Here is a 23,139-nt window from a genome sequence, read left to right on the forward strand (position 1 = left end):
TTCGTGAAAGGATGATCCGATTTGGAACCTAAAGTATTGCTCCAACTCGCCGCTGAAGCGAGAGAACGGGCTTATGCGCCATATTCGCACTTTCTGGTCGGAGCCGCGCTGCTGGACGCAGACGGACACGTGCACAAAGGCTGCAACGTCGAGAACGCCGCTTACGGGCCGACAAACTGCGCGGAGCGCACGGCTCTGTTCCGGGCGATAGCCGACGGGCACAGCCCGGGGTCGTTCCAGGCTATCGCCGTCATCGGCGATACGGAAGGCCCGATTACCCCTTGCGGAGTGTGCCGGCAAGTGCTGGCTGAGCTGTGCCGTCCCGATATGCCGGTTTACATGGGCAATTTGAAAGGCGCGCTCGTCAAAACGACCGTAGCCGAACTGCTCCCGGGAGCTTTTACAACGAAAGATTTGCAATCAATGGAGGAACAAGAGTGAGCAAAAAGGAATTCAAATCAGGCTTCGTAGCGATTATCGGCCGTCCGAACGTAGGCAAATCGACGCTCATGAACCATATCATCGGCCAAAAAATCGCCATCATGTCGGACAAACCGCAAACGACACGGAACAAAATTCACGGCGTCTACACGTCCGATTCGGGACAAATCGTTTTCCTGGATACGCCCGGCATCCATAAACCGACATCCAAGCTTGGCGATTATATGAGCAAGGTTGCTCACGGCACGCTTGGTGAGGTTGATGCGGTACTCTTTCTGGTAGACGTCGCCGAAGGGATCGGAGGCGGGGACCGCTACATCATCGAGCAGCTGAAAAACGTGGAAACGCCCGTCATTCTCGTCTTGAACAAAATCGACAAAGTGCACCCGGACGAGCTGCTGCCGATTATTGTCAGCTACAAGGACCTTTACAATTTCGCCGAAATTGTGCCGATTTCCGCGCTTCAGGGCAACAATGTGACGACGCTGCTGGAGCAGATCGTCCGGTATTTGCCTGAAGGCCCGCAATATTATCCGGCCGATCAAATTACCGATCATCCGGAGCAATTCGTCTGCGCCGAGCTGGTGCGCGAAAAAATACTGCATCTGACCCGCGAAGAGATACCTCATTCGATCGCCGTTCAGATTGAGGATATGCGCGTGGAAGAGAACGGACTCGTGCGGATTTCCGCCGTCATTTTCGTCGAAAGGGATTCGCAGAAGGGCATTATCATCGGCAAGCAGGGAAGCCTTCTGAAGGAAATCGGCAAGCAGGCCAGACAAGATATCGAGGCGCTGCTCGGTTCGAAAACGTTTTTGGAGCTTTGGGTCAAGGTGAAAAAAGATTGGCGCAACCAGGAGCGGGTACTCCGCGATCTCGGATTCCGCAACGAATAATCGTACCAGTTATTGTTTCGAATAGAGAACCCTTTTACGTACCATCCTAAGAACATCACGTTCGATGGGGAGGATGCTGTACATGAAAGATTTTTCGTGGAAGTATTTTTCAATGACCGGTGATGTGGATGCTTACCTGCTGTATCGAAAGGCTGCCGGAGAGCCGGGAGCGGACTGGGGATTGCAGGAGGAAGAGCCAAGTAACGAAGAACCGTCCGACTGGTCCGAACTGATCGACTGAGTCCTTGCGGTTTGTATGGGGGAAGTCAATTGCTGCGCAGTTTACAGGGTATCGTGCTTCGTAGCACCGACTACGGAGAGGGAGATAAGATCATCAGCCTGTTTACTCCCGAATTGGGCAAAGTAAGCCTGATGGCCAGGGGAGCGAAAAAAGTCAAGAGCAGACACGCCGCCGTCACGCAGCTGTTCACGTACGGCGATTTTGTGTTTTTTAAAGCCGGCAGTCATATGGGCTCGCTGAGCAACGGAGAAATTATCGAGGCGCATCATGCGCTGCGCGAGGATTTGCACAAATCGGCCTACGCCGCTTATTTGGCGGAGATGACCGATCGCATGATGGGCGACGAAGAGGGCAGCGTTTTTTTGTTCGAGCAGTTGAAAGCGGGGCTTGCCGCCATCGAGGCCGACAAAGATATGCAGATCGTCGTTCATCTATATGAAATGAAAATGTTCGAGCTGGCCGGTTACCTGCCCGTCACGAATTGCTGCGTCTCGTGCGGCGCGGAGACTGAGTTGTACTCTTTCAGCCCGATGCTTGGCGGATGCCTGTGTTCCCGCTGCCGCTTCAAAGATACGACCGCAATTGCGATCGGGGAAGGCGCGCTGAAGCTGCTGAAACTTTTTCCGCGCATGGACATGCGCAGGCTCGGAGCCGTTCAGGTCAAAGAGGAAACCAAAACGCAGCTCAAGCAGTGCATGCGCGCTTATATGGACACCCATATCGGCGTCAAGTGGAAATCGAGAAGCTTTATCGAGCAGATGGAGAAATATGAAATATGAATGTCACATGTTTGACATACGCCTTTTGCTCTGTTATGATGTTTTGAAAAAAGGTCTCGCCGATGTGCCGCCATGCATATCGGTGAGTTTTTTTGTGCTTTCGTTCTGTTCTTCCCGGACATACATACTAATGACTAATGAGGGGGTAACCCCGCTGAAAGGAGTAACAGATACATGGATGATCAAGCGCCAACCCGCGTATATGTCGTCTCGGATTCTGTCGGTGAGACGGGGGAGTCCGTCGTGCGCGCAGCGGCCATGCAGTTTTACCCGGCACAGGTGGAAATTATCCGCGCCCCTTTTATCCATGATTGCGAGGGCATCGACAAAGTTCTGAACACGGTGAAAACGAACGGCGGCATCGTCGTATTTACCCTCGTCATTCCCGAGCTGCGGGACGACCTGATCAGCAAAGCTATAGCGCACGACATCACGTATATCGATCTGCTGGGCCCTATTATGTCGTCGCTCGGTCAAGTATTGAGGCAGGAGCCGCGCAGGCAGCCCGGAATGATTCATCCGCTGGACGAGGACTATTTCAAAAAAGTCGAAGCTGTCGAATTTGCAGTCAAATATGACGACGGCCGCGACTTTAGCGGGATTCGCAAAGCCGACATCGTGCTGCTCGGCGTCTCGCGCACGTCCAAGACTCCGCTGTCCATGTATTTGGCCCACAAAAAATTCAAAGTCGCGAACGTTCCGCTTGTGCCGGAAATGCAGCCGCCCGAGCCGCTGTATTCGGTGCCCAAACATAAAGTGATCGGGCTTCGCATCGATCCGGACAAACTGAACATTATTAGGCAGGAACGGCTCCGAACATTGGGGTTGGCGGAAAATGCAACCTATGCGAATGTGGAACGTATTAAATTGGAACTGGAGTTTGCAGACAAAATTATGAGCAAAATCGGCTGCGTCGTATTCGACGTTTCAAACCGCGCCGTTGAGGAAACGGCCAGCCTGATACTCGATTATATCGAGCGAACCGTATAAGGTTTTATGCTAAAGCTAGCAGGATTTTTTACAAGTTCATCGTATATAATATTACGGTAGGAATCCGGCCGAAGATGCGGAGGCTGAGGAAATTGCGAACGAGGACGATTATCGTCGATGCCGACGCGTGCCCTGTGAAAGCCGAAATCGAGCAGGCCGCCAAGCTATTTGGCGTACAGGTCTTATTGGTAGCTTCGTACGATCACCGGATGCAGGAAAGCGCACATTCCAAAATCGTACAGGTTGACCGTTCGGATCAATCCGTCGATTTGTATATTGCCAATCATATTCATGAAGGCGATATTCTGGTCACACAGGATTTTGGACTTGCTGCTCTTGGACTGGCCAAAGGAGCGGTCGCTCTGGGCAACCGGGGGCAGGAATATACGAATGCGACAATCGACTTTTTGCTGGACCGCCGTCACGAATCGGCCAAATTGCGCAGAGGCGGCAAGTACGGCAAAGGCCCCAAACCGTTTACCGATGCGGATCGACGACAATTTCTACAGCGTTTGACAAAAGTTTTGTCTTCCGATGCAGGAAATTGAATTTTAGTAGCGAATAGTAATGAGTCGGAACCGGATACCTGAATTGTAGGTGGAAGATGATGAGGAACGGACGCATACCTGACGAGGTTATTGAGGCTGTCCTCAAGCGCCACGACATCGTGGATGTCATTGGCAGACATGTGCATTTAACCAAGCAGGGGCATTACATGAAAGGGCTGTGCCCTTTTCATTCGGAGAAAAGCCCATCCTTTACCGTAACGCCGGAAAAGCAAATTTACCGCTGTTTCGGATGCGGAGCGGGCGGGAATATGATTCGTTTTCTGATGGAGATCGAAGGTCTGAGCTTTTCCGAAGTGGTGACCAAACTGGCGGAAGAAGCGGACATTCCTGTTACGTGGGAGGAAGCGACCGAGCAGCAGACGGAGCAGCAGCTGGAGAAATCCGGATTGCTCAAAGCTTACGATTTCGCTGCCAAGTTGTATCATTATATATTAATCAATACCGATCAGGGCAAAGCCGCAAAAAGTTACCTCACCTCACGCGGCATCACGGACAAACTGATCGAAACTTTTCAAATCGGCTACGCGCCGGCGATGTGGGATACGCTCGTCCAGCAGCTGGACAAACGGGGCTTTTCATTGCCCCTGATGGAAAAAGGCGGGCTGATTTCAGCAAGAAACGAAGGCGACGGCTACGTGGATAAGTTTCGCGATCGGGTCATGTTTCCGATTTGCGACGCCACCGGCAAAGTAATTGCCTTCGGCGGCAGGGCGATGGGCGATGTGCAGCCCAAATATTTGAACAGTCCGGAATCGATGCTGTTCAACAAGAGCCGGACGATGTACAACATGCATCAGGCAAGACCCCATATGCGCAAGCTGCAGCAGGCCGTGCTTTTCGAAGGATACGTTGATGTGATCAAAGCCTGGGAGGCCGGCGTTTATAACGGCGTCGCGACGATGGGCACAGCGTTAACGAAAGATCATGCGGCGGTATTGAACCGCAATGCGGACAAAGTCGTCGTATGTTATGACGGTGACAATGCAGGACAGTCCGCGGCATTCAAAAGCATACCGATCCTGGAAGAAGCCAAATGCAGAGTATCGGTAGCGATGCTGCCTGACGGCAAAGACCCGGACGAGTATGTCAGCATCTACGGTTTTGACCGATTCGTACGGGAGATTATCGAACCTGCCGTACCGTCGATGAAATACAAGCTTTTATACATTCGTAAAAATTTCAGGCTGCACGAGGACGGTGACCGAGTTCGTTATGTGCAAACCGCAGTTAAAATGATTGCCGATCTTCCATCCCAGGTGGAACGCGAACATTATTTGAAACAACTGGCTTCCGAGTTTCCCGATTCTTCTTACGAATCCATGAAGCTGGATCTGCACGAAATCTTGCTGCAGTCGGAAAAAAACAGAACAGATGGGGATAATAAACCATTTCTGTGGAATAATGTTATGAATAATGGAAGAACAGCGGAACGAACACGACAAACGCCGGCGCTTTTGCCTGCTTATCACAATGCCGAACGCTTGCTGCTTGCGGTCATGATGCATGACCGGGAAGTGTGCGCGCATGTGGAATCGCAATTAGGCGATCAATTCAATGTGGAAGCTCATGCAGTATTAGCTGCTTATTTATATGCTTACTACGCTCAGAACGCTGAGCCCGATGCAAGCCGATACATTGCCATGCTGCAGGATGAACAGCTGGAGAGCTTAGCCAGCTCCATCGTCATGATGGGAGCGGGTCACGGAATGAATGAACAAGTGATTGACGACTATATTCGCCAAATCCGCAAAGTTCCGATGCAAGAGGAAGTTGAACGCAAGAAAGAGGAAAGTCTCCTTGCCGTACGCGCGGGAGAGCATCTTAAAGCCGCACAAATTGCTATTGAGATTATTGCCCTAGAACAGCGATTGAAGTCAACATGAGACACTTAAAACTAGGGAGGAGGGAGTCCGTACTATGGCGAATGATCAACGTACCGAATTAGAGACAGAACTGACCTTGGACCAGGTGAAGGATCAGCTTATCGAGCAAGGGAAAAAACGCTCTTCATTGACTTACAAGGATATTATGGAAAAGCTTGCTCCTTTCGATCAGGACCCCGAGCAAATCGATGAATTTTTTGAACAGCTTTCGGAGCTGGGCATCGATGTGGGCAACGAGTCCGACGATGAGATGTCAATGAATCCGGACGACCAGGAGCATGACGAGTTTAATTTTGACGATGATTTGGCGCTCCCGCCGGGTATTAAAATTAACGATCCTGTTCGGATGTATTTGAAGGAAATCGGCCGTGTACCGCTTCTTTCCGCGGAAGATGAAGTGGATCTGGCCAAACGGATCGAGAACGGCGACGAAGAGGCAAAAAGACGTTTGGCGGAAGCGAACCTTAGGCTCGTAGTCAGCATCGCAAAACGTTATGTAGGCAGAGGCATGCTGTTCCTCGATCTCATTCAGGAAGGCAACATGGGGCTCATCAAGGCTGTAGAAAAATTCGATCATACCAAAGGCTACAAGTTCAGTACCTATGCAACCTGGTGGATTCGTCAAGCCATTACCCGCGCTATTGCCGACCAGGCAAGAACGATTCGGATTCCTGTACATATGGTAGAGACCATCAACAAGCTGATACGTGTTTCCCGTCAGCTGCTGCAGGAATTAGGGCGCGAACCGACCCCTGAAGAAATCGCCAAAGAGATGGACCTCAGTACGGATAAAGTACGGGAAATTATGAAAATCGCACAAGAGCCCGTTTCGTTGGAAACGCCGATCGGCGAAGAAGACGACTCGCATCTGGGTGATTTTATCGAGGATCAGGAAGCGCTGGCTCCTGCCGATGCTGCGGCCTACGAACTTCTTAAGGAACAGCTCGAAGATGTGCTCGATACGCTGACAGAAAGAGAAGAGAACGTGTTGAGGCTTCGTTTTGGATTGGATGACGGACGTACGCGGACCTTGGAGGAAGTAGGCAAAGTATTTGGAGTCACTCGCGAACGGATTCGTCAAATCGAAGCCAAAGCGCTGCGCAAGCTGAGACATCCTAGCCGAAGCAAACGGTTGAAAGATTTCCTGGAATAAAATTCGCTGTATGAAGGCCCTGCCACGAAAGCGGCGGGGTTTTTTCGTTGCCGGACTGATGAACAGTTTGGGAAAACATGCTCTAATGCGTTCCGCTTGTTTTGCCGATAAAGAAGCTAGGGAAGGTGGAACGAATACATGGATGCCGAAAAAAGAAAACTGATCGTGAAAGAAATCGAGCATTGGCGGAGAAGTAAGCTGCTTCCCGAGCATTATTGCGATTTTTTACTGAATTTATATTTGGAAGAAGGAGCTTCGAAACCGAAATCGCTGATGGGGGTATCTGCTTCTTCCGTGGTAAACAGTAATTGGAAAATCTGGTTGTTTGTTTTTGCGGTCATTGCGGCAATTGCCTTATCTGCTCTTAATTTTAACTCTTTTGGAATGCCAATGCAAATTGGAATTTCCACTGTTTTTGTCGCAATTTGTTACATCTTTGCATTTCGTCAGCTTGCCAAAGCGCCTGCCGTAAGTTATTTGCTGTGCGGCGTCGCTTCGGTGATGCTTTTGCTTCTCGGCGTTTATTTGCTGCATTTGTACAGTGTGGAATCGCCTTATGCATTTGTCGGTTATGTTGCTTTTTGCAGCATCGTTTGGTTGATCTGCGGATTGGCCGGACGGATGGGCATTTTCCAGTTTTGCGGCTGGATAGGGCTGATCGGCGCGTACGGATGGTTTTTGCTCAGAAAACTGGACAATCCCGGATGGCTTGCGCTTGAAATTAGCTGGATTCCGGTTAGTATATTACTTATATGGATCGCATGGCTGGCGCATCATACGAATAAACAATCCGCAGGAGTGATGATGCTTGTAGGAACAATGGTCTGGTTTGCGCCCGAGGCGTTTACTTTTCTTACCGATACGGACATCAGCTCGCGGGTCGTTCAATTATCGCTCACAGGCAAGCTGGTTTCGGCGGGAATGGTGTTATTTTGGCTCCGCAAAAAATGGGTAGAGTGGGTAATGTAAACAATGGTTAAGTTATCGAAAAGGCTTCAAATGATTGCAGACCGGGTGCCCCAAGGCTCCCGGCTTGCGGACATCGGCTCCGATCATGCGCTGCTTCCGACGTATTTGGCGCAGAACGGGGTTGTTTCTTTTGCCGTCGCCGGCGAAGTGAATCCCGGCCCTTATGAAGCGGCGGCCCGGCAGGTGAAAGAAAGCGGGCTGACCGGCACCATCAGTGTGCGGTCGGGCGACGGGCTCGCCGTAATAGAGCCTGGAGAAGTGGATGTCATCACGATAGCGGGTATGGGCGGAAGCTTGATCGCATCTATTCTGGAAGCGGGCAAAGCGAAGCTCGCAGGCGTCGGCAAGCTTATCCTGCAGCCGAATGTAGGCGAAGATCAAGTAAGGCGCTGGCTGGACGGCAGCGGCTGGCTGCTTATAGCGGAAGCTATACTTGAAGAAGACGGGAAAATTTATGAGATTTTGACGGCCGAGCCACTGAACGGCCGCGCGCAGGACGGCGAAGCGCTGTACAAGGAACGGACGCTGCAGGGAACGCTGACGATTCGCAAAGAACGTCTGCTGCAGATGGGGCCGATGCTGCTTGAAGAAGCGGCCGGCGTATGGTTTCGCAAATGGGAAAGCGAGCTCGCGAAACTGGCGATGATTCAAGGGCAGCTTGCCCGGTCAACCGCGGACGCTTCGAAAGAAAAAGCGGAAGCGATCGGACAGGAAATAGCGGAAATCAAGGAGGTGCTCGCTTGTTTGCAAAAGGTCAAACCGTAATTCAGCTTTTTGAGCAGCTTGCTCCCAAACATTATGCGATGCCCGACGACAAGATCGGGCTTCAGCTCGGCACCCTGCAAAAGGACATTCGCAAGGTGCTTGTCGCATTGGACGTCACGGACGAAGTCGTGGACGAAGCGATCCGGCTCGGGGCCGATCTGATCATCGCGCACCATGCGATTATTTTTCGCCCGCTGGCGAATATTCAGACAGATACGCCGGCAGGTCGGCTGTATGAAAAGCTGATCAAGCACGATATCGCGGTCTATATCGCACATACGAACCTGGATGTCGCCGATGGCGGCGTCAACGACATGATGGCGGCTGCGCTCGGATTAAGCGATCTGACGCATCTGGAGGACGTTCATACGGAAAAGCTGCATAAGCTCGTCGTCTTCGTCCCCGAGTCGCACCACGGGCAGGTGCTGGATGCCCTTTTCGCCGCGGGTGCGGGGGGAATCGGGCAGTACAGTCACTGCAGCTTCAACATCCCCGGAACGGGAACGTTCCTGCCACAGGAAGGAACGCACCCGTTCATCGGGGAAGCGGGCAAGCTGGAACGCGTACAGGAAGTACGCGTGGAAACGATCGTAACCGCTAGCGTGCAGCGCAAAGCGGTTCAGGCGATGCTGAAGGCCCACCCCTACGAGGAGGTGGCCTATGATCTCTACCCGATGGACCTCAAGGGTAGAGTGTTTGGCCTCGGCCGCGCAGGCAAGCTGCCCGCGGCCATGACGCTCCGCGAGCTGGCCGCGCTCGCGAAGCAGGCGTTCGACGTGCCCACGGTGCGCGTCGTCGGCGATTTGGCCCGGCCGATCCGCAAGGTGGCCGTGCTGGGAGGCTCCGGCGCGCGCTACATGCGGCACGCCCTCTTTGCCGGCGCCGACGTGCTTATCACCGGCGACGTAGACTACCACACCGCGCACGATGCGCTCGCGGCGGGGCTGGCGATGATCGACGTCGGACACAACGTCGAGAAGATTATGAAGCGCGGCGTCGCCGACTACCTCGCCGCGCAGCTGGAGAAGACGGACACGCAGGTACTGGCGTCCGAAGTGAACACCGAGCCGTTCCAATTCGTATAGGCCTATACGGCGGAGGATGTTGATATCCGGCCGCTGCCTATTTTGGAATTGAGATTAAGGTTGTATTTCGGAAGCATTCCTTGTATACTAGCAAATGCACCGGAAAGTTTGACAGACAATCGCTGGCGGCGGGGTGACCCGCCGCGAGAGGAAAGTCCGGGCTCCACAGGGCAGGGTGCTGGATAACGTCCAGTCAACGCGAGTTGAAGGATAGTGCCACAGAAACGGACCGCCGATGGCCTCGCCGTCCTATGACGGCAACGGCACAGGCAAGGGTGGAACCGTGGTGTAAGAGACCACGAGGATCTATGGTGACATAGATCCTGGTAAACCCCACTTGGAGCAAGACCTAGAGGGACGCAGGCCGCTCTTGCAGCGGCAGCCTTAGCCCGAGGCGCGTCCGGGTTGGTCGCTTGAGCCGCGCAGCAATGTGCGGCCTAGATAGATGATTGTCGCTTCAATGGTGGCAGGGGAACAGACGCCCGTTACGACCACCGGAAGTACAGAACCCGGCTTACGGCAAACTTTCCAATACTGTCGGTTACCCGCAAGGCTTTGCGCCTTGCGGGTTTTTACTATATGCGTGCCTCTCCCTGCGTAGGTCGTGAAACTTCTGCGTAATTGGGCAGGAGCAACTTGGCAGGGAGAAAACCTGCGAATGTGCAGGCTGCCCGAGCAAGTCGCGACACTCTGTGAGGGCTAGGGGAACGAGTGTGACTAACTTGGGGGACAGCCGCTCTAGGCGCGCCACTCCCGGTGTAGGTTGTGGAGCTGTACGACTGGGCAGAAATCAGCTTGCTAGAGAGAAAACCTGCAAAAGTGCAGGTTTTTCTTCTGAAATCAGCTCATTTTGCCCAAAAACCTGCAAAAGTGCAGGAATTTTCGCTGAAAGTGAGCATGGGTCTATGTGTTTGGTGAAAAACCTGCACTTTTGCAGGAATTGTTCGCGGCCAGCGATTAAGGACACAAATTCATGTATTTTTGCAGGTTTTCTTCGTTCAGGCCGGCAGATTATGGTTACCTCCTAGGGGGTTTCAACAGCCTGGAATGTGCAGGTTTTCTTCGTGCGGCCAGGCAAATTGTGAGCTATCGCCTCTGATGCAGGGGGGTTCAACAGCCTGACTTTGCAGGCTTTTTCCGCCTCAATAGAGGTTATTTCATTTCGCCGATATCACCAATTGGTTGAACTCTGGAAGTCTGTCCGACGGAGTTACTTTTATGCATACCGGGTGTGAATCATGACTGCATATATTGCCGCTTACGCTGCATAATTGCTGTCATTTTGCATGTATATACCTTCTACGTGGTTCATCGGACAGACTCCTAGGGCTTAATAAAAAATTTATACGTGCAGGGGGTGTTATTTTTTGAACCTGTATGGTACTATTAGGAAGTCATTATGACTGACATGACAGTCAGTGACTTGGAAGTCATCAAAGAAACGGAGTGTGACGGACATATGCCTTACACAAAAAAAGGGGTTCTCCAGCATCTTCGCGGAAAAGGCGGAGCGATAAAATTGCCGGCCATGCTTGTGGCGGCGGCTTTGGTGCTTTCCGCTTGTTCAAGCGGTTCCGCCCCGTCTGCACCTGCCGCGGCGCAGGCTGCCGAGCAGCTTGTAAAGACGGTCAAAACGATGAAGGCGGCGAAGCAGCCATGGGCCAATCATGTCGAGCAAGTCGCCGACGTGATCCCGTCCTTGCAGTTGGACGTCGTCTTGAAAGTCGACGGGGACGTTATGCAGGTGCTGAAGAAGCGCGGCGAATGGGTGAATAAAGACGATGTCATCCTGGAGCTGGACAAGAAAGACGTTTTGAGGCAAAAGCAAAAGCTTGTCTACAGTAAAAACAGTCTGGAAAGCCAGCTTTCCAAAGCGAAAAAAGATGTGGAAGACAGCAAATTCGAGCTGACGAACAATATTGCTTCCACCAAGGACGCCTTGAACAACTTGGAAAAGGATTACAACACGATCCGCAACAACTATGACACCGGTCAGGCGACCAAAAAAGATAAGGAGCAAATCGAAACCCAGGTCAACAAGCTGCAGCGGGATCTTGAAGTTTTGCAGCGCAAGCTTGATACGCTGGAATCCAGTGATTCTCTGGCGACGATCCAATTCCAGCTTCAGGCCAATGAGGTGGATATGGAGGATGTCGAGCGGAATTTATCTTATTTTGACGTGAAAGCTCCGGCGAGCGGTCTGCTTACCGAAATGCCGATAGAGGAAGGGATGACCTTGCCGCGGGGGCAAAAAGTCGGCGTCATTCAGCAGCAGAAACCGGTCAAGGTGCGTGCGGAGCTGACAGAGGCCAATTTGCAATATGTCCGCGGCAAGCAGGAGCTGACTCTATACATACCTGACGCGCCTTCGAACAAACTGCAAGGAAAAGTCAGCTATCTGGCCAGCACCGCTAACAGCCAGACCAAGACCTACACACTGGAAGTGGAGGTTGCCAACCAGGACGGATTATTAAAGCCCGGCATGCGCGTGCAGCTGATCGTCGAGGATGGCGCGCAACAGGAGAGCATTACGGTGCCGGCGTCAAGCGTTTTGCAGCAGGATGGGGAAGCGTACGTATTTGTCGTTGCCGCCACAGGACAAGCGGAAAAACGCAAAGTAAAACTCGGCAGAGTCAAGGATTCCGACCAGGAGATTGTTTCCGGGCTCAATGCCGGCGAGCAGGTGATCGTAACCGGCCAGCATCAGGTGCAGGATAAGGAGCAGGTAAAAGCGACAGAATAATGGCTGATATCGGGTGCGGCATCGTATTTTACGCGAGGAGGAACAGATCTATATGAAGGAAAACGAACAGACCAGGCAAAAAATCGTGCAAGCGGCGATTAACATTTTTTTGAAGCTCGGGTACAGCAATACGAAAGTTTCCGATATCGTGAAAGAAGCCGGCGTGGCACAAGGCACTTTTTATTTGTACTTCAAAACGAAAGAGGAGCTTTTCATCATGCTCGTCAAAACGTATACGAAACAGTTGGAGGACGTCCTCGTTCAATTCCAAAGCACGCAAATCGATAAGGAGTATACAGCCGAAGAAGTTCATCAACTTTTTTATCAGCTTTTTTACGATCTTCTGATGATTTATTTCGAGAACAAGCTGATCCTCGGGATCGGATGTCACGAAGGCATGAATTTTCCCGAATTGAAAGAAATTATTTTGGGATTCAAGGCGAGTCTGGCGAAAATCATCGTCATGGATTTTTCTCCCGGATCCGAAAATAGCGACCCGGAAATAGAAGAAATGATGGCTTATGCCAGCATCGGGATGTCGATGGAGTTGGCTTATACCTGGTTCAATATACGGAATAGCGGGATCGAGTCCGTCTCCAAGCTGGCCGGTGTTCTTGCCGATATCAGTATGAAAATGTATGAATGCTAACATGCGGGAGCAACCGGAGAAGAGGGTGAGTCTTTGATTACCAAGCTGCTGCAATATCAAAAAATTACGATGCTGTTTTTTATTATGCTTATTTTTGTGGGGGTTGTTAGTTTTTCCACTTTAAACCAGAGAGAGAATCCCGAAATTACCGTTTCGATAGCGACGGTCCAAACGATTTATCCGGGTGCGTCGCCGGAAAAAGTGGAGCAGCTTGTCACAAAGCCGCTTGAAGAAAAAATAAAAGAAATGGAAAACATTCTGAAGCTGAATTCCACTTCGGCGCCCAATGTGTCGCTGATTACCGTAGAATTGAAGCCGGGTGTGAATAACAAGCAAGCCTGGGATACGTTAAGGCAAAAGGTGCAGTCCGCGCAAAGCAAGCTGCCTGCCGAGGCGCACCAGCCCGAGATCGATGACGATTTGGCTAAAACAGCCGCCCAGATCGTTCATCTGGTCGTGGAGCGGCCGGAGGAACTCGAATCACTTCGTTCTATTACGAAAAACTGGAAGGATCAGCTGCGCACCGTGCAGGGGGTCAGCGACGTTGAGATCGTCGGAATTCCCGACAAAGAAGTGAAAGTCATTCTTGACAGCAAAAAGCTTGAAGGCTTTCAGCTTCCTTGGGCGCTTGTCATGCAAGCTTTGCAAAATGCCCATGACCGGACGCCGATCGGCAACGTCAATCAGGATGACCGCCGCGTCTATCTTCAGTTGACCGGGGAGTCGGCTTCGGCAAGCGATATCGGGAATACGATCGTATACCGTTCGGCCGACCAAGGAAACTCCGTTCGAATCAAGGATGTAGCCGAGGTCAAGATGGGAACGAAAAAAGTGGAGGAGCAAGTGTTCCATAATGGTAAGCCTGCGGCCGATATCGTGATTTATGCCGAGAAGGGAATCGATATTCCGACTCTGCAGGACCGCATTGACGCCAAGCTGTCCGACCTGCAGCCCGCACTGCCTTCGCAGGTGAAGATGGAGTCGATGTTTACGCAGAAGGCGAGCGTTACGAAGCTGTTTGCCGATTTGAAGAAAGAGCTGCTGATCGGGATGGCGGCCGTTCTCCTGGTGTGCTCGCTCGGGTTAACCGTAGGCACGGCTCTACTCGTTGCGCTGGCCATACCGATTTCCATCGCGATCGGCTTTATTCCGCTGGGCATGACGTCGATCGACTTGAATCAAATTACGGTCGTATCGCTTGTCATCGTGCTGGGAATTCTCGTCGACGACGCGATCGTCGTCAACGACAATATCGAGCGCAGGCAGATGCTCGGCGATTCGCCGCACACAGCGGCGCTGGAAGGCAGCAAGGACGTTGCGATATCGATTCTTACGGCTACGCTCGCGACGGCGGCCGCGTTCTTCCCGCTGTTTTTCCTGAAAGGCAACATCGGGGATTTCATTCGTCCGATCCCGGTCGTCATCAGCTTGACATTGGCCGCTTCCATGGCGATGTCGCTGACGATCATTCCGATTTTTCGCAAATGGATCGGGCTGCGGCGCCTTCGTACAAAAGGCGCAGCCACTGCGGCCAAGCATCCGGGACTCTTGGGCGGCACTTTGCAGCGCTTAAGCGAATTGTATGAAAAGCAAATTCGCCGCCTGCTGAAAAAGCCGGTGCTGACAGCGTCTGTAGCGCTTGTCATCGGCACGGCAAGCTACGGCCTGCTGCCGCTGCTCGGCGTTCAGTATTTTCCGAGTGCGGAGCGGGAAGAGTTTTTGCTCGATGTCAAGATGCCGGTGAGCAGCACTTATGAGCAGACCGCCGACATGATGAAAAATTTGTCCGACTGGGTTCAGCAGCAGGACGGCGTCAGCCTTGTGTCCGCTTATGCCGGACGGACCTCGCCCAAGTTCTATTACTCGGAAACCGTCTCCACAGGCACGAGAACCGGCCAATTGTTCATCAAAATTGACGAAAAACGTGTACATACGAGCGAGCTCGTTAAGAAATGGCGTCAACAGCTCAAGCAGTTGTACCCGGACATCGAGATTTTGCCGAGGGAGCTGGAGCAAGGCCCGCCTGTGGGTGCGCCGATCGCGCTGCGCATCAGCGGCCCGGATTTGGCTCAGCTTTCTTCTCTCTCCAAAGATATTCAGACTATTCTGAAGGGAATACCGGGTACGACGAACGTTTCCGATGATGTCGGCGCCGATACGAATACGATCGATTTGCAGCTTGATAAGGATAAGGCGCTGTTCTACGGCGTAACCGAGAAAGATTTGACGGCTACCTCGCGTCTGGCGTCCGAAGGCATTGAGACGACGAAGCTGCAGGTGGACAATGAACAAATCGACGTTACGTTATACAGCGGTTCCGATCAGGCAAGCAGCTTGAAACAGGTTGAGGCGCTGATGATACCGTCGCAAACGGGGCAGCTTTACCCGATCAAAACATTTGTCGGCTTCGAGCCTGATCATATGATTTCTTCGATTCAACATCACAACATGGTAAGAACGATTACGGTGAGATCCTATACGGAAGGGCGTTTGCCGGCCGAAATCCTTACCGATCTGCAGGGGAAAATCAACCAGCTTCAAATGCCGAGTAATTATACGATCGAGTACGGCGGCGAAAACGAGGAGCGCAACGATGCGTTCATTTCCATCGGCAAGCTGTCGATTGTCGTTCTGCTGCTAATTTACATTATCATTGCCATGCAGTTCTATTCTTTATCCATTCCGGTTTTGATCCTGTCAACCGTCTATTTGGCCATGGGCGGCGCATTGATCGGCTTGTTCGTGACCGGCGCGCCGATCGGATTTATGGCACTCATGGGATTCGTCAGCTTGGCGGGCATCGTTGTCCGCAACGGAATCGTGCTTATCGAATTCATTGAGCATGCGCGGCACGAAGGCGTGGAGCTGTACGATGCGATCGCGGAGTCCGGCCGGGCGAGACTGCGGCCCATTCTGCTTACGTCCGCTACCGCTATCGGCGGTTTGCTGCCGATGGCGATCATGGGCGGCAGCTTATGGCGGCCTATGGCCGTGGCGATCATATCGGGACTCATCTTTTCCACGCTGCTTACACTGATTATCGTTCCGACGATGTATTTGAAGCTGGCCCAGTGGAGAGACAAAAGGAAAAACCGGACTGCCCGCAGCGCCAATCTGTCAGATAAAAGCCCTACCATTCAAATGTAAGGAGGCGTTCCAGCCATGATGAAGCATATTAAAAAAATGACCGCGATACTGGCGCTATCCGTTTCGCTGGCTCTGCTCGGAACGGCCGGCTTGCCCGCCAAAGCCGAGGAAAGGGGGCCGGCTGCCGAGGAGACAGAGGTATCCTACTCGCTAACCGATTCTCTGCGGATGGAAATCAAGGGAGTATTGAACGAAAAAATCACGGGAGGCGTTCAATTGGGCGCCGTCATCCGCATCATCAATGACAGCGGCGAGATTGTCCGTATTCCCGATCACGAGCTGCGCATACTGGCGACCGAAGGCACGGAATACACGCTTGCTCCGAGCAGCACGAACGCCGGTGCCGTACAGCCGCAATCGAAGGAAGAGCTCACATATATGAAAACGATCGACCGCAAAACGGAGATTCAACCGGACCGCATTTTGCTCGTCGACGTCGACCGGGAAGTGTACCCGAAAAAGGAGACGGTGCTGGCTGAGGCTCCGATCGCTTCGATCAGTTGGAACGGGCGTCTGGCAGAGGTCAAAGACCCTTCCGCGATCAAGAAGTGGGGCGAAGCTTTTCGGATTCCGACACTGGATTCCCCCTTGCTGTATACACCTGTAAACTATACGCGGAGCTATACCGAACTAGGGACGGAGAATGTCATCAAGCTGTTGGTCGATAATCCTTCGGATCGAACGGAAACGATACCTTCCTTCGAGCTGGACGGTAGAAATGCGCAGCAAGTTTATCCGGGCAAAAGAGTGGACGAAGCCGTTCTGACCGTCGGACCGAAGAAAAAACGGTTTATCTACTACGCCATCCCTACGGATATGAGCATGGACACTACCCTCAGCAGCATCAATGTGCTTGCCGTGGAGCAGTTCAACCGGACGGGGCCGCAGGGGCAGTCCGCCGCCGTTCCTTTTTCCATCGGCAAACTGAATATTGCGCTGGGGGATGGCAAGGCAAGCGCGGCACCGGCGCAGACCGCAGCATATAAGCTGAATACGCCGATCGTGTTTGAAAGCTGGAACGAGTATATACAGCCCAATTTGGACGTAACGGCAGTGGATTTTCACATAAGCGAGAACACGGGCGATCCGTATAAGACGGCCATGATCAAATTCAAATTGTTCAACCGGGGAGATCGTCCGCTGCCCATACCGGCTTTCCAGACCGAGCTTGAGACGAAGGCGAACAAACAGTATTCGGGTGTGAGGCAAAATTCGGATATGAAGCAATTGCCGCCGGGAACCGCGACCGTGTTCAGCTATGCGTTTGTCATGCCGACAACGGAGAAGAGCGAAGCGTTCACGTTAAAGCTGCTTGACGACAAATCGGCCGCTCCGTACAAAACCGCAATCGCAGCGCTTCATGTGCAGGCGTCCGGTGGGGAAGACCGCAGCCAAATGTCTTTTTATCCGTATTCGGTCAAAGTGAACACCTGGTCGCTCATTCCGACTTTATCGCCGACCCCAACGCAATCCATAGCTTACAGCTACAAGCTTGATCTGGATTTGGACGTAAAGCTGGATGAGCAGATTATAGTGGACAACAGCTTTTCCAAAATGAAGGTGGAGCTTGTCGATGCGCTGGGCAGAACATTGGGGCAAAAGTATTTTGCCTTTACCGGCAAAGAACGGCTGGTGTCAGGGCTGCAAAGGCTCTCTTTCAACGATTTGACGACGGATCAGGTCGAAAATAAATTGACTATCCGCATATATGAAGCTATTGAAACTCCTACCGGAGAAGCCAAAAGGTTCATTATCGAATTGAAATAACGGCAGGGCGCCGGTATAGGCAAAACGCCATCTTCCGGGGATTGCGAAAAGGCACCCCGCGAACATGGCGTTTTGATTATTCATTTCACGTATTTTTGGCGGATCGATTCCATTGCCCGCCAAAAGTTGTTATGCGGCCAGTCACTTTGGGCGGTTTTGGTCGTTTGGGCGGTGGCGGCTTTTACCGCTCGAACGACGTCGATCAGCCCGAAGCCGAAATATTTATCCCTGCCCGGAGTACCGAGGTCGCGGGCCGTTTTTCTCATCAAATCGTACACTTCCGTATTTTTCAGTGCCGGATTGGCCGACCGGATCAGCGCCGCCAATGCTGTGACGTGAGGGCTGGCCATCGACGTTCCGGACAAGGCGGCATACTGATTGCCCGGGTACGTGCTGGCGATGTTGACGCCGGGCGCCGCGACATCGATATAATCGCCGTAGTTGGAGAAAGGCGCTTTTCTGTTTTTCGAATCGGTCGCGGCTACGGCGAATACTTCCTGATAAGCGGCTGGATACCCGGGCTTTTCAGTATTGTCGTTGCCGCTCGCGGCGATCATAACGACATCTTTATCGAACGCGTACTTGATCGCATCGTGCAGAAATTGCGAATCCGCGTAGTTGCCCAGGCTCAAATTCATTACTTTCGCGCCGTGATCGGCCGCCCAAATAATGCCCTGCGCGACGGAGTAGGTGCTGCCGGCTCCTGACTGATCCAATACTTTTACCGGCATTACGTTGTTGTACCAGGTCATTCCCGCTACACCCATATTGTTGTTGACCAAAGCGGAGATGACGCCCGCCACATGGGTGCCGTGGCCGACATCGTCCTGCGGCGAATCGCTGCCGCTGATGACGTTATAGCCCGGCAGCAGCCGGCCCTTGAGATCGGGATGCTTCAAATCGACGCCCGTGTCCACGACAGCGACAACGATATCTTTGGCGCCGCGGCTGAGCTGCCAGCCCTGCACGGTTTCAACGGACGGCAGATTCCATTGATATTCCCTGTACAAATCGTCGTTAGGCACAAAATCGGCTTTGATCGCCGCCGGTTTGTTCGCGCTCGTTTGCTCCGGATTTTGGAACGGGCCGTATAGTTCATTGGTTAAATATAAAAAATGCGGCTCAGCATAAGCGACATCCCACTTTTGAAAATAACCCATCAACTGCTTCGCTTCCATGCCGCCGGCGTTGAAAATGTACGTATAGCCGACTTTTCGCACGCTATCGGTTCCGATTTCCGCTTTGATTTGAGCAATCTGAGCATCTGTCGGTTCTTTTTTAAAACGGACGACGACCTCATTTTGATGGTAATGGCTCGTGCCCTGGTTGTCTTCCGGATGATTGACGACTTTGTCACGCAGCGTGTCCGTATCGACAGATTCGACTTTCCACCGGTTTTCCGCGGGATACGGCACCAGACGCAAATTTTTCCGCTGATGGTCGGCGACTTGATGGAGGATGTCCTGGTGAATGACGCCGACGACCGAACCGGTGCCGCTCTTGGCTGGAACGCCCAGTACAAAAAACGACTGATGGCCTTGGCCGAACTGCGGCGATTGGTATCGATTGCCTGCGTCGGCAGCAGCTTTGGCCGCTTTCAAATAGGCTCCGGCCTGATCCCGGTAATCCGCTTGAAGATCGCCGATCTTAACGCCGCGCTCCAGCGGCTCGTTTTTCCTTGACCAATACAGCACGTCCATTTTTTCATGGTCCATTTTCATTTGCCGGAACACTTGTTCCGCAGGCTGGCCGCTTTCAATTTGCTGCGCCATCCGGTCGTAATCAAGCGAGCACTGGCTTCGGCACAAATCATCGGTCAGCTTGACGTCCTGCGCCAAAAGCGTTTGCTTGCTGTTCGTTTCATATTTGACGCTGTTTACCTCCGGCCCCGGCTTGGTGCCCTTGTTCGGCCTGTCCGCGAGTATGAAAATGCCTACCCCCAGCACAACAAGAAACGCGCATACATAACGCCACATGAAGGCTTTCCTCCTTAATAATCGTTTGAGTCCGCTTCTTAGGATAGGGTTGTGCTGAGAGGAATGTTTTATGCATCCCTGTCCCATCGAGGTTTTTACATATACCTTTTCGTGCAAGTTTATGGTAGGATAGGAGTAATGCAATTAGAGGAGGTCAAACACGTAATGGCTGTTTTTAATGTGAAAAATGTTTGCGATTCAACCCGTACGAAATTAAAAGAAGCGACTGCCAAAATGGAACTGTTCCTGAATAATCACTCCCTTCAGCAGCTAAATGTGGAAAACGATCCGGCCATGGATGAATTTTACCGCGGTTATTTGCAGGACACCCGCCACCTGCTTGTATTTTGCGAAGTCGCTTACGAAAAGCTGGGCGTATGCTTGCGCCGTCCGACATTCAATGTTGATTTTTCGGAGAAAGTACTCTACGAAGTGTATCATACATGCGTAAATACATTTTTCTATCCCAAAAACGAGTGCTATTCCGAAGATGGCCGTTACGCTTATACGGGCCAGGATGCAATTCGTTTCCGCAAAAAGCCTGCCCGCGAAGTGCGCGATCTGACGATCGAGCTGTCCAAGGTGTTCGAGGAGCTTCGGGAAGATTTGTCCTATTATGAAACGGACTACATCACCCAGCGCCGCATGCAAGGCGAAAAAGTATAATCGTTTGCAGTTGGAAAATACTAACCGGAGATGCGACTTTCGTGCGCATCTTTTTTCGTTTAAAAGAGGGAGCGTATGCCTATGAATCGCGAGCAACTTATCCAGTCCAGCATCACGGTCATCAAGCTGAATCAGCATCCCCGCGGAGGCTACGCGGCATCGCCGCTTTTTTCGCATTATGCGTACAGTTGGCTCCGGGACGGTTCTTTTATCGCCTATTCGATGGATCTCAGGGGCGAGAGCGAAAGCGCGGAGCAGTTCTACAGGTGGGTGCACGCCGTTCTGAAGGATAAACGGGACAAAGTGGATCAATTGATTCGCAAGCACGAGCAAAAAATTTGGATCGACCGCAGCGAGTTTTTGGGCACCCGGTATCATTTGGACGGCAGAGACGACGATTCGGAGTGGGGACATTTTCAACTGGACGGCTACGGCACCTGGCTTTGGGGGCTTGCGGAACATGTGCGTATAAGCGGAAACCGCCGATTGCTTGAGGAGCTTCGGGCGAGCATAGAAATTACCGTCGATTACTTAATGACGTTTTGGCATTATCCCAACTTCGATTGCTGGGAGGAGTTCCCGGATTACGTGCATCCGTCGACGTTGGCTTGCGTCTATGGCGGACTGCGGGCTTTAGGGGAGCTCGAGGACAGGCCTGCGCTGATCGAGAAAGCGGCGTTCATCCGCCAATTTCTGGTTGAGCATGCGGTTATGGACGGCCGATTTGTTAAATCTATTCAATGCATAGACGAAGTTTGGCAGCCCGTTCAGCCGGAGGTCGATGCCAGTCTGCTGTGGCTGGCCGTGCCTTTCGGCGTCTTCGCCCCGGAAGATCCCCGCATGGCGAACACCGTTCAGACGATTGAACGCCAGCTCAAGCACGGAGGCATCCAGCGGTATGAGGCGGATACGTACTATGGGGGCGGGGAATGGATTTTGCTGACAGCTTGGTACGGTTTGGTTAAAGCCGAGCTTGGCGACCGGGACGAGGCGCAGCGCTGCCTGGATTGGATCGCAGCGAAGGCGGATGCGCTCGGCAGGCTTCCCGAACAGGTGCCGGATGCGCTGCGCGGCCCGGACAAGTATGAGGAATGGCTCCAAAAATGGGGAGAGCCGGCTCTGCCGCTGCTGTGGTCGCACGCGATGTTTCTGGTGCTATCTGACAAGCTCCCGTAAGCATAGATCCCCCTTGCAGCGGGCAAATTGTTACTGGGGGTGATCATAATGCCGGATGTAAAATGTTCAGTTGCCAATTGCGAATATTGGGCGCAAGGAAACAACTGCAATGCTAACACGATTATGATTGATGTGGATCAGCATGCGAAGGCTGATTACAACGCCGAGTTTGCCGGGGAAGCCTTTGGCCAAGGCCACAAGGACACTGCGGCGAATGTGGCCAACACATGCTGCCATACGTTTACAGCGAAGAAAAGCCGTTGATGCTCTAAAATAAGCGGAGGCTGACATGACAACTGAAGATAACCGTTATCCGGATCCGGCAGCCAAGGCGCGCTTTCAGCAGGAACAGCTGAGAATGGAGGGCGGACTGGACAGCGGCAATGAGGAATACGCCGCTGAGATCGCACCGCATCCGCAGGCGAGAAGCATTCCGTATGCCGGTCCTTCCGGCAAGCCGGAGGATCAGGTGCAGCAGCCCGTTCAATCCGAGGCCGGAGAAGATGAGGAAGTCCAAGAAATGGTCGAAGCGGTTACCCGCAGCAAGGCTCTAGGCTATACCGCACTTTTGATTTCCATCGTTTCCTTATTTCTATGGCCTGTCGTGCTCGGCTTTGTCGGAGCCGCTTTGGGTGTTTTCGCCTTTTTCCGCGGCACGAAAGCGCTCGGTACTTGGTCGATTGTTTTAGGATTGGTTGCTATTGCCGCCTATTTTTTGCTGGTTCCTTTTTATTCGTAAAACGCGACAGAGTGCCGAGATGTTCTCGGCACTCTGTCGCGTTTGTGGGCGATTAGGTTTTCGTAGCGCAAGTGAAAGACTATCGCAGCCGTTCTCCCTCAACCCGTGCCTCTTGCACGCCACCGCGCGCAGCTCCTGGCGCGCGCGGTGTTGCGCTGCATTGACGGCGGTCGGTCGACCAACATGTTGCAGTGCTGATGTGGGGGCCCGAAAGGCAGCTTGGCAGGGAGAAAGCCTGCGAAAGTGCAGGTTTTTTTGAGGAAATGGTTCATTTGAGGGAAAAGCCTGCGATTATGCAGGAATTTTCCGTGAAAATGAATCTGAGCCTATGTTCGCAGCGAAAAGCCTGCACAATTGCAGGAATATTCGTTTTCAGCGTATTAGCCATGCAAAAAACTGTATTTTTCAGGCTGTTGAGAAAGTCTTATGAATCCACCAATTCACCGCGTTAATATGGTATAATATTCTTGTGAGTATTCCATGGAAAGCGCGGTGTGTCTATGCT

Annotated in this window: 20 protein-coding genes and 1 other RNA gene; 20 read left to right on the forward strand and 1 reads right to left on the reverse strand. The window is 52.3% G+C overall.

Features of this window, described 5'->3' with window-relative positions; all coding sequences use genetic code 11:
* Positions 1-21 precede the first annotated feature (21 nt).
* The 16 genes from cdd (at position 22) to AC6RNO_RS34500 (ending at position 18,077) form a co-directional block, all read left to right on the forward strand.
* Positions 22-441, forward strand: a complete 420-nt coding sequence (gene cdd, locus AC6RNO_RS34425) for a cytidine deaminase (RefSeq protein WP_474684496.1) — start codon at positions 22-24, stop codon at positions 439-441.
* Entirely contained in the window at positions 438-1,337 is a 900-nt protein-coding gene (era, locus tag AC6RNO_RS34430) for a GTPase Era (protein ID WP_474684495.1), read from the forward strand. Before cdd ends, era begins: the two co-directional genes overlap by 4 nt.
* A gap of 82 nt (positions 1,338-1,419) precedes the next feature.
* On the forward strand, positions 1,420-1,578 hold the full coding sequence (locus AC6RNO_RS34435) for a YqzL family protein (protein WP_474684494.1): 159 nt from the start codon (positions 1,420-1,422) through the stop codon (positions 1,576-1,578).
* 29 nt (positions 1,579-1,607) lie between these two features.
* The gene (gene recO / locus AC6RNO_RS34440) at positions 1,608-2,357 is read left to right on the forward strand and encodes a DNA repair protein RecO (protein ID WP_474684493.1); all 750 of its coding nucleotides are present in this window, start codon (positions 1,608-1,610) and stop codon (positions 2,355-2,357) included.
* A gap of 174 nt (positions 2,358-2,531) precedes the next feature.
* Positions 2,532-3,347: a pyruvate, phosphate dikinase/phosphoenolpyruvate synthase regulator gene (locus AC6RNO_RS34445; protein WP_497108189.1), complete on the forward strand. Its 816-nt coding sequence runs from the start codon at positions 2,532-2,534 to the stop codon at positions 3,345-3,347.
* A gap of 74 nt (positions 3,348-3,421) precedes the next feature.
* Positions 3,422-3,895, forward strand: coding sequence for a YaiI/YqxD family protein (locus AC6RNO_RS34450; RefSeq protein ID WP_497108190.1), 474 nt, complete (start codon positions 3,422-3,424; stop codon positions 3,893-3,895).
* Between the two features lie 59 nt (positions 3,896-3,954).
* A complete protein-coding gene (gene dnaG / locus AC6RNO_RS34455; RefSeq protein ID WP_497108200.1) occupies positions 3,955-5,799 on the forward strand; it encodes a DNA primase in 1,845 nt (614 codons plus the stop codon).
* 34 nt (positions 5,800-5,833) lie between these two features.
* Positions 5,834-6,952 carry an RNA polymerase sigma factor RpoD gene (rpoD, locus tag AC6RNO_RS34460; RefSeq protein WP_474684490.1) on the forward strand — a complete coding sequence of 373 codons (1,119 nt, stop codon included), beginning with the start codon at positions 5,834-5,836 and terminating at the stop codon, positions 6,950-6,952.
* Between the two features lie 138 nt (positions 6,953-7,090).
* Complete coding sequence (locus tag AC6RNO_RS34465) at positions 7,091-7,921, forward strand: hypothetical protein (RefSeq protein WP_497108191.1); 831 nt, start codon at positions 7,091-7,093, stop codon at positions 7,919-7,921.
* Positions 7,922-7,924: 3 nt separating this feature from the next.
* Positions 7,925-8,686: a tRNA (adenine(22)-N(1))-methyltransferase TrmK gene (locus AC6RNO_RS34470; RefSeq protein ID WP_497108192.1), complete on the forward strand. Its 762-nt coding sequence runs from the start codon at positions 7,925-7,927 to the stop codon at positions 8,684-8,686.
* A complete protein-coding gene (locus tag AC6RNO_RS34475) occupies positions 8,662-9,771 on the forward strand; it encodes a Nif3-like dinuclear metal center hexameric protein (RefSeq protein ID WP_497108193.1) in 1,110 nt (369 codons plus the stop codon). Before AC6RNO_RS34470 ends, AC6RNO_RS34475 begins: the two co-directional genes overlap by 25 nt.
* A 103-nt stretch (positions 9,772-9,874) precedes the next feature.
* Positions 9,875-10,303, forward strand: an RNA gene (gene rnpB / locus AC6RNO_RS34480) — RNase P RNA component class A.
* Positions 10,304-11,170: 867 nt separating this feature from the next.
* Positions 11,171-12,514, forward strand: coding sequence for an efflux RND transporter periplasmic adaptor subunit (locus tag AC6RNO_RS34485; RefSeq protein WP_497108194.1), 1,344 nt, complete (start codon positions 11,171-11,173; stop codon positions 12,512-12,514).
* A 52-nt stretch (positions 12,515-12,566) separates the two neighbouring features.
* Entirely contained in the window at positions 12,567-13,163 is a 597-nt protein-coding gene (locus AC6RNO_RS34490; protein ID WP_474684486.1) for a TetR/AcrR family transcriptional regulator, read from the forward strand.
* Between the two features lie 33 nt (positions 13,164-13,196).
* On the forward strand, positions 13,197-16,310 hold the full coding sequence (locus AC6RNO_RS34495) for an efflux RND transporter permease subunit (protein ID WP_497108195.1): 3,114 nt from the start codon (positions 13,197-13,199) through the stop codon (positions 16,308-16,310).
* Positions 16,311-16,325: 15 nt separating this feature from the next.
* The gene (locus AC6RNO_RS34500; RefSeq protein ID WP_497108196.1) at positions 16,326-18,077 is read left to right on the forward strand and encodes a hypothetical protein; all 1,752 of its coding nucleotides are present in this window, start codon (positions 16,326-16,328) and stop codon (positions 18,075-18,077) included.
* An 80-nt stretch (positions 18,078-18,157) separates the two neighbouring features.
* On the opposite strand, the gene AC6RNO_RS34505 is transcribed toward AC6RNO_RS34500, so the two are convergent.
* On the reverse strand, positions 18,158-20,053 hold the full coding sequence (locus AC6RNO_RS34505; protein ID WP_474684483.1) for a S8 family peptidase: 1,896 nt from the start codon (positions 20,051-20,053) through the stop codon (positions 18,158-18,160).
* A 165-nt stretch (positions 20,054-20,218) separates the two neighbouring features.
* Here AC6RNO_RS34505 and AC6RNO_RS34510 point away from each other — a divergent pair, with 165 nt between their 5' ends.
* The 4 genes from AC6RNO_RS34510 to AC6RNO_RS34525 all read left to right on the forward strand — a co-directional run bounded on the left by AC6RNO_RS34510 (position 20,219) and on the right by AC6RNO_RS34525 (position 22,634).
* A complete protein-coding gene (locus AC6RNO_RS34510) occupies positions 20,219-20,719 on the forward strand; it encodes a YpuI family protein (protein WP_474684482.1) in 501 nt (166 codons plus the stop codon).
* Positions 20,720-20,800: 81 nt separating this feature from the next.
* Entirely contained in the window at positions 20,801-21,895 is a 1,095-nt protein-coding gene (locus AC6RNO_RS34515; RefSeq protein WP_497108197.1) for a glycoside hydrolase family 15 protein, read from the forward strand.
* A gap of 48 nt (positions 21,896-21,943) precedes the next feature.
* Entirely contained in the window at positions 21,944-22,159 is a 216-nt protein-coding gene (locus AC6RNO_RS34520) for a DUF1540 domain-containing protein (RefSeq protein ID WP_474684480.1), read from the forward strand.
* 25 nt (positions 22,160-22,184) lie between these two features.
* Positions 22,185-22,634 carry a hypothetical protein gene (locus AC6RNO_RS34525; RefSeq protein WP_474684479.1) on the forward strand — a complete coding sequence of 150 codons (450 nt, stop codon included), beginning with the start codon at positions 22,185-22,187 and terminating at the stop codon, positions 22,632-22,634.
* Positions 22,635-23,139: the final 505 nt, after the last annotated feature.

Source organism: Paenibacillus sp. sgz302190 (assembly GCF_059820445.1).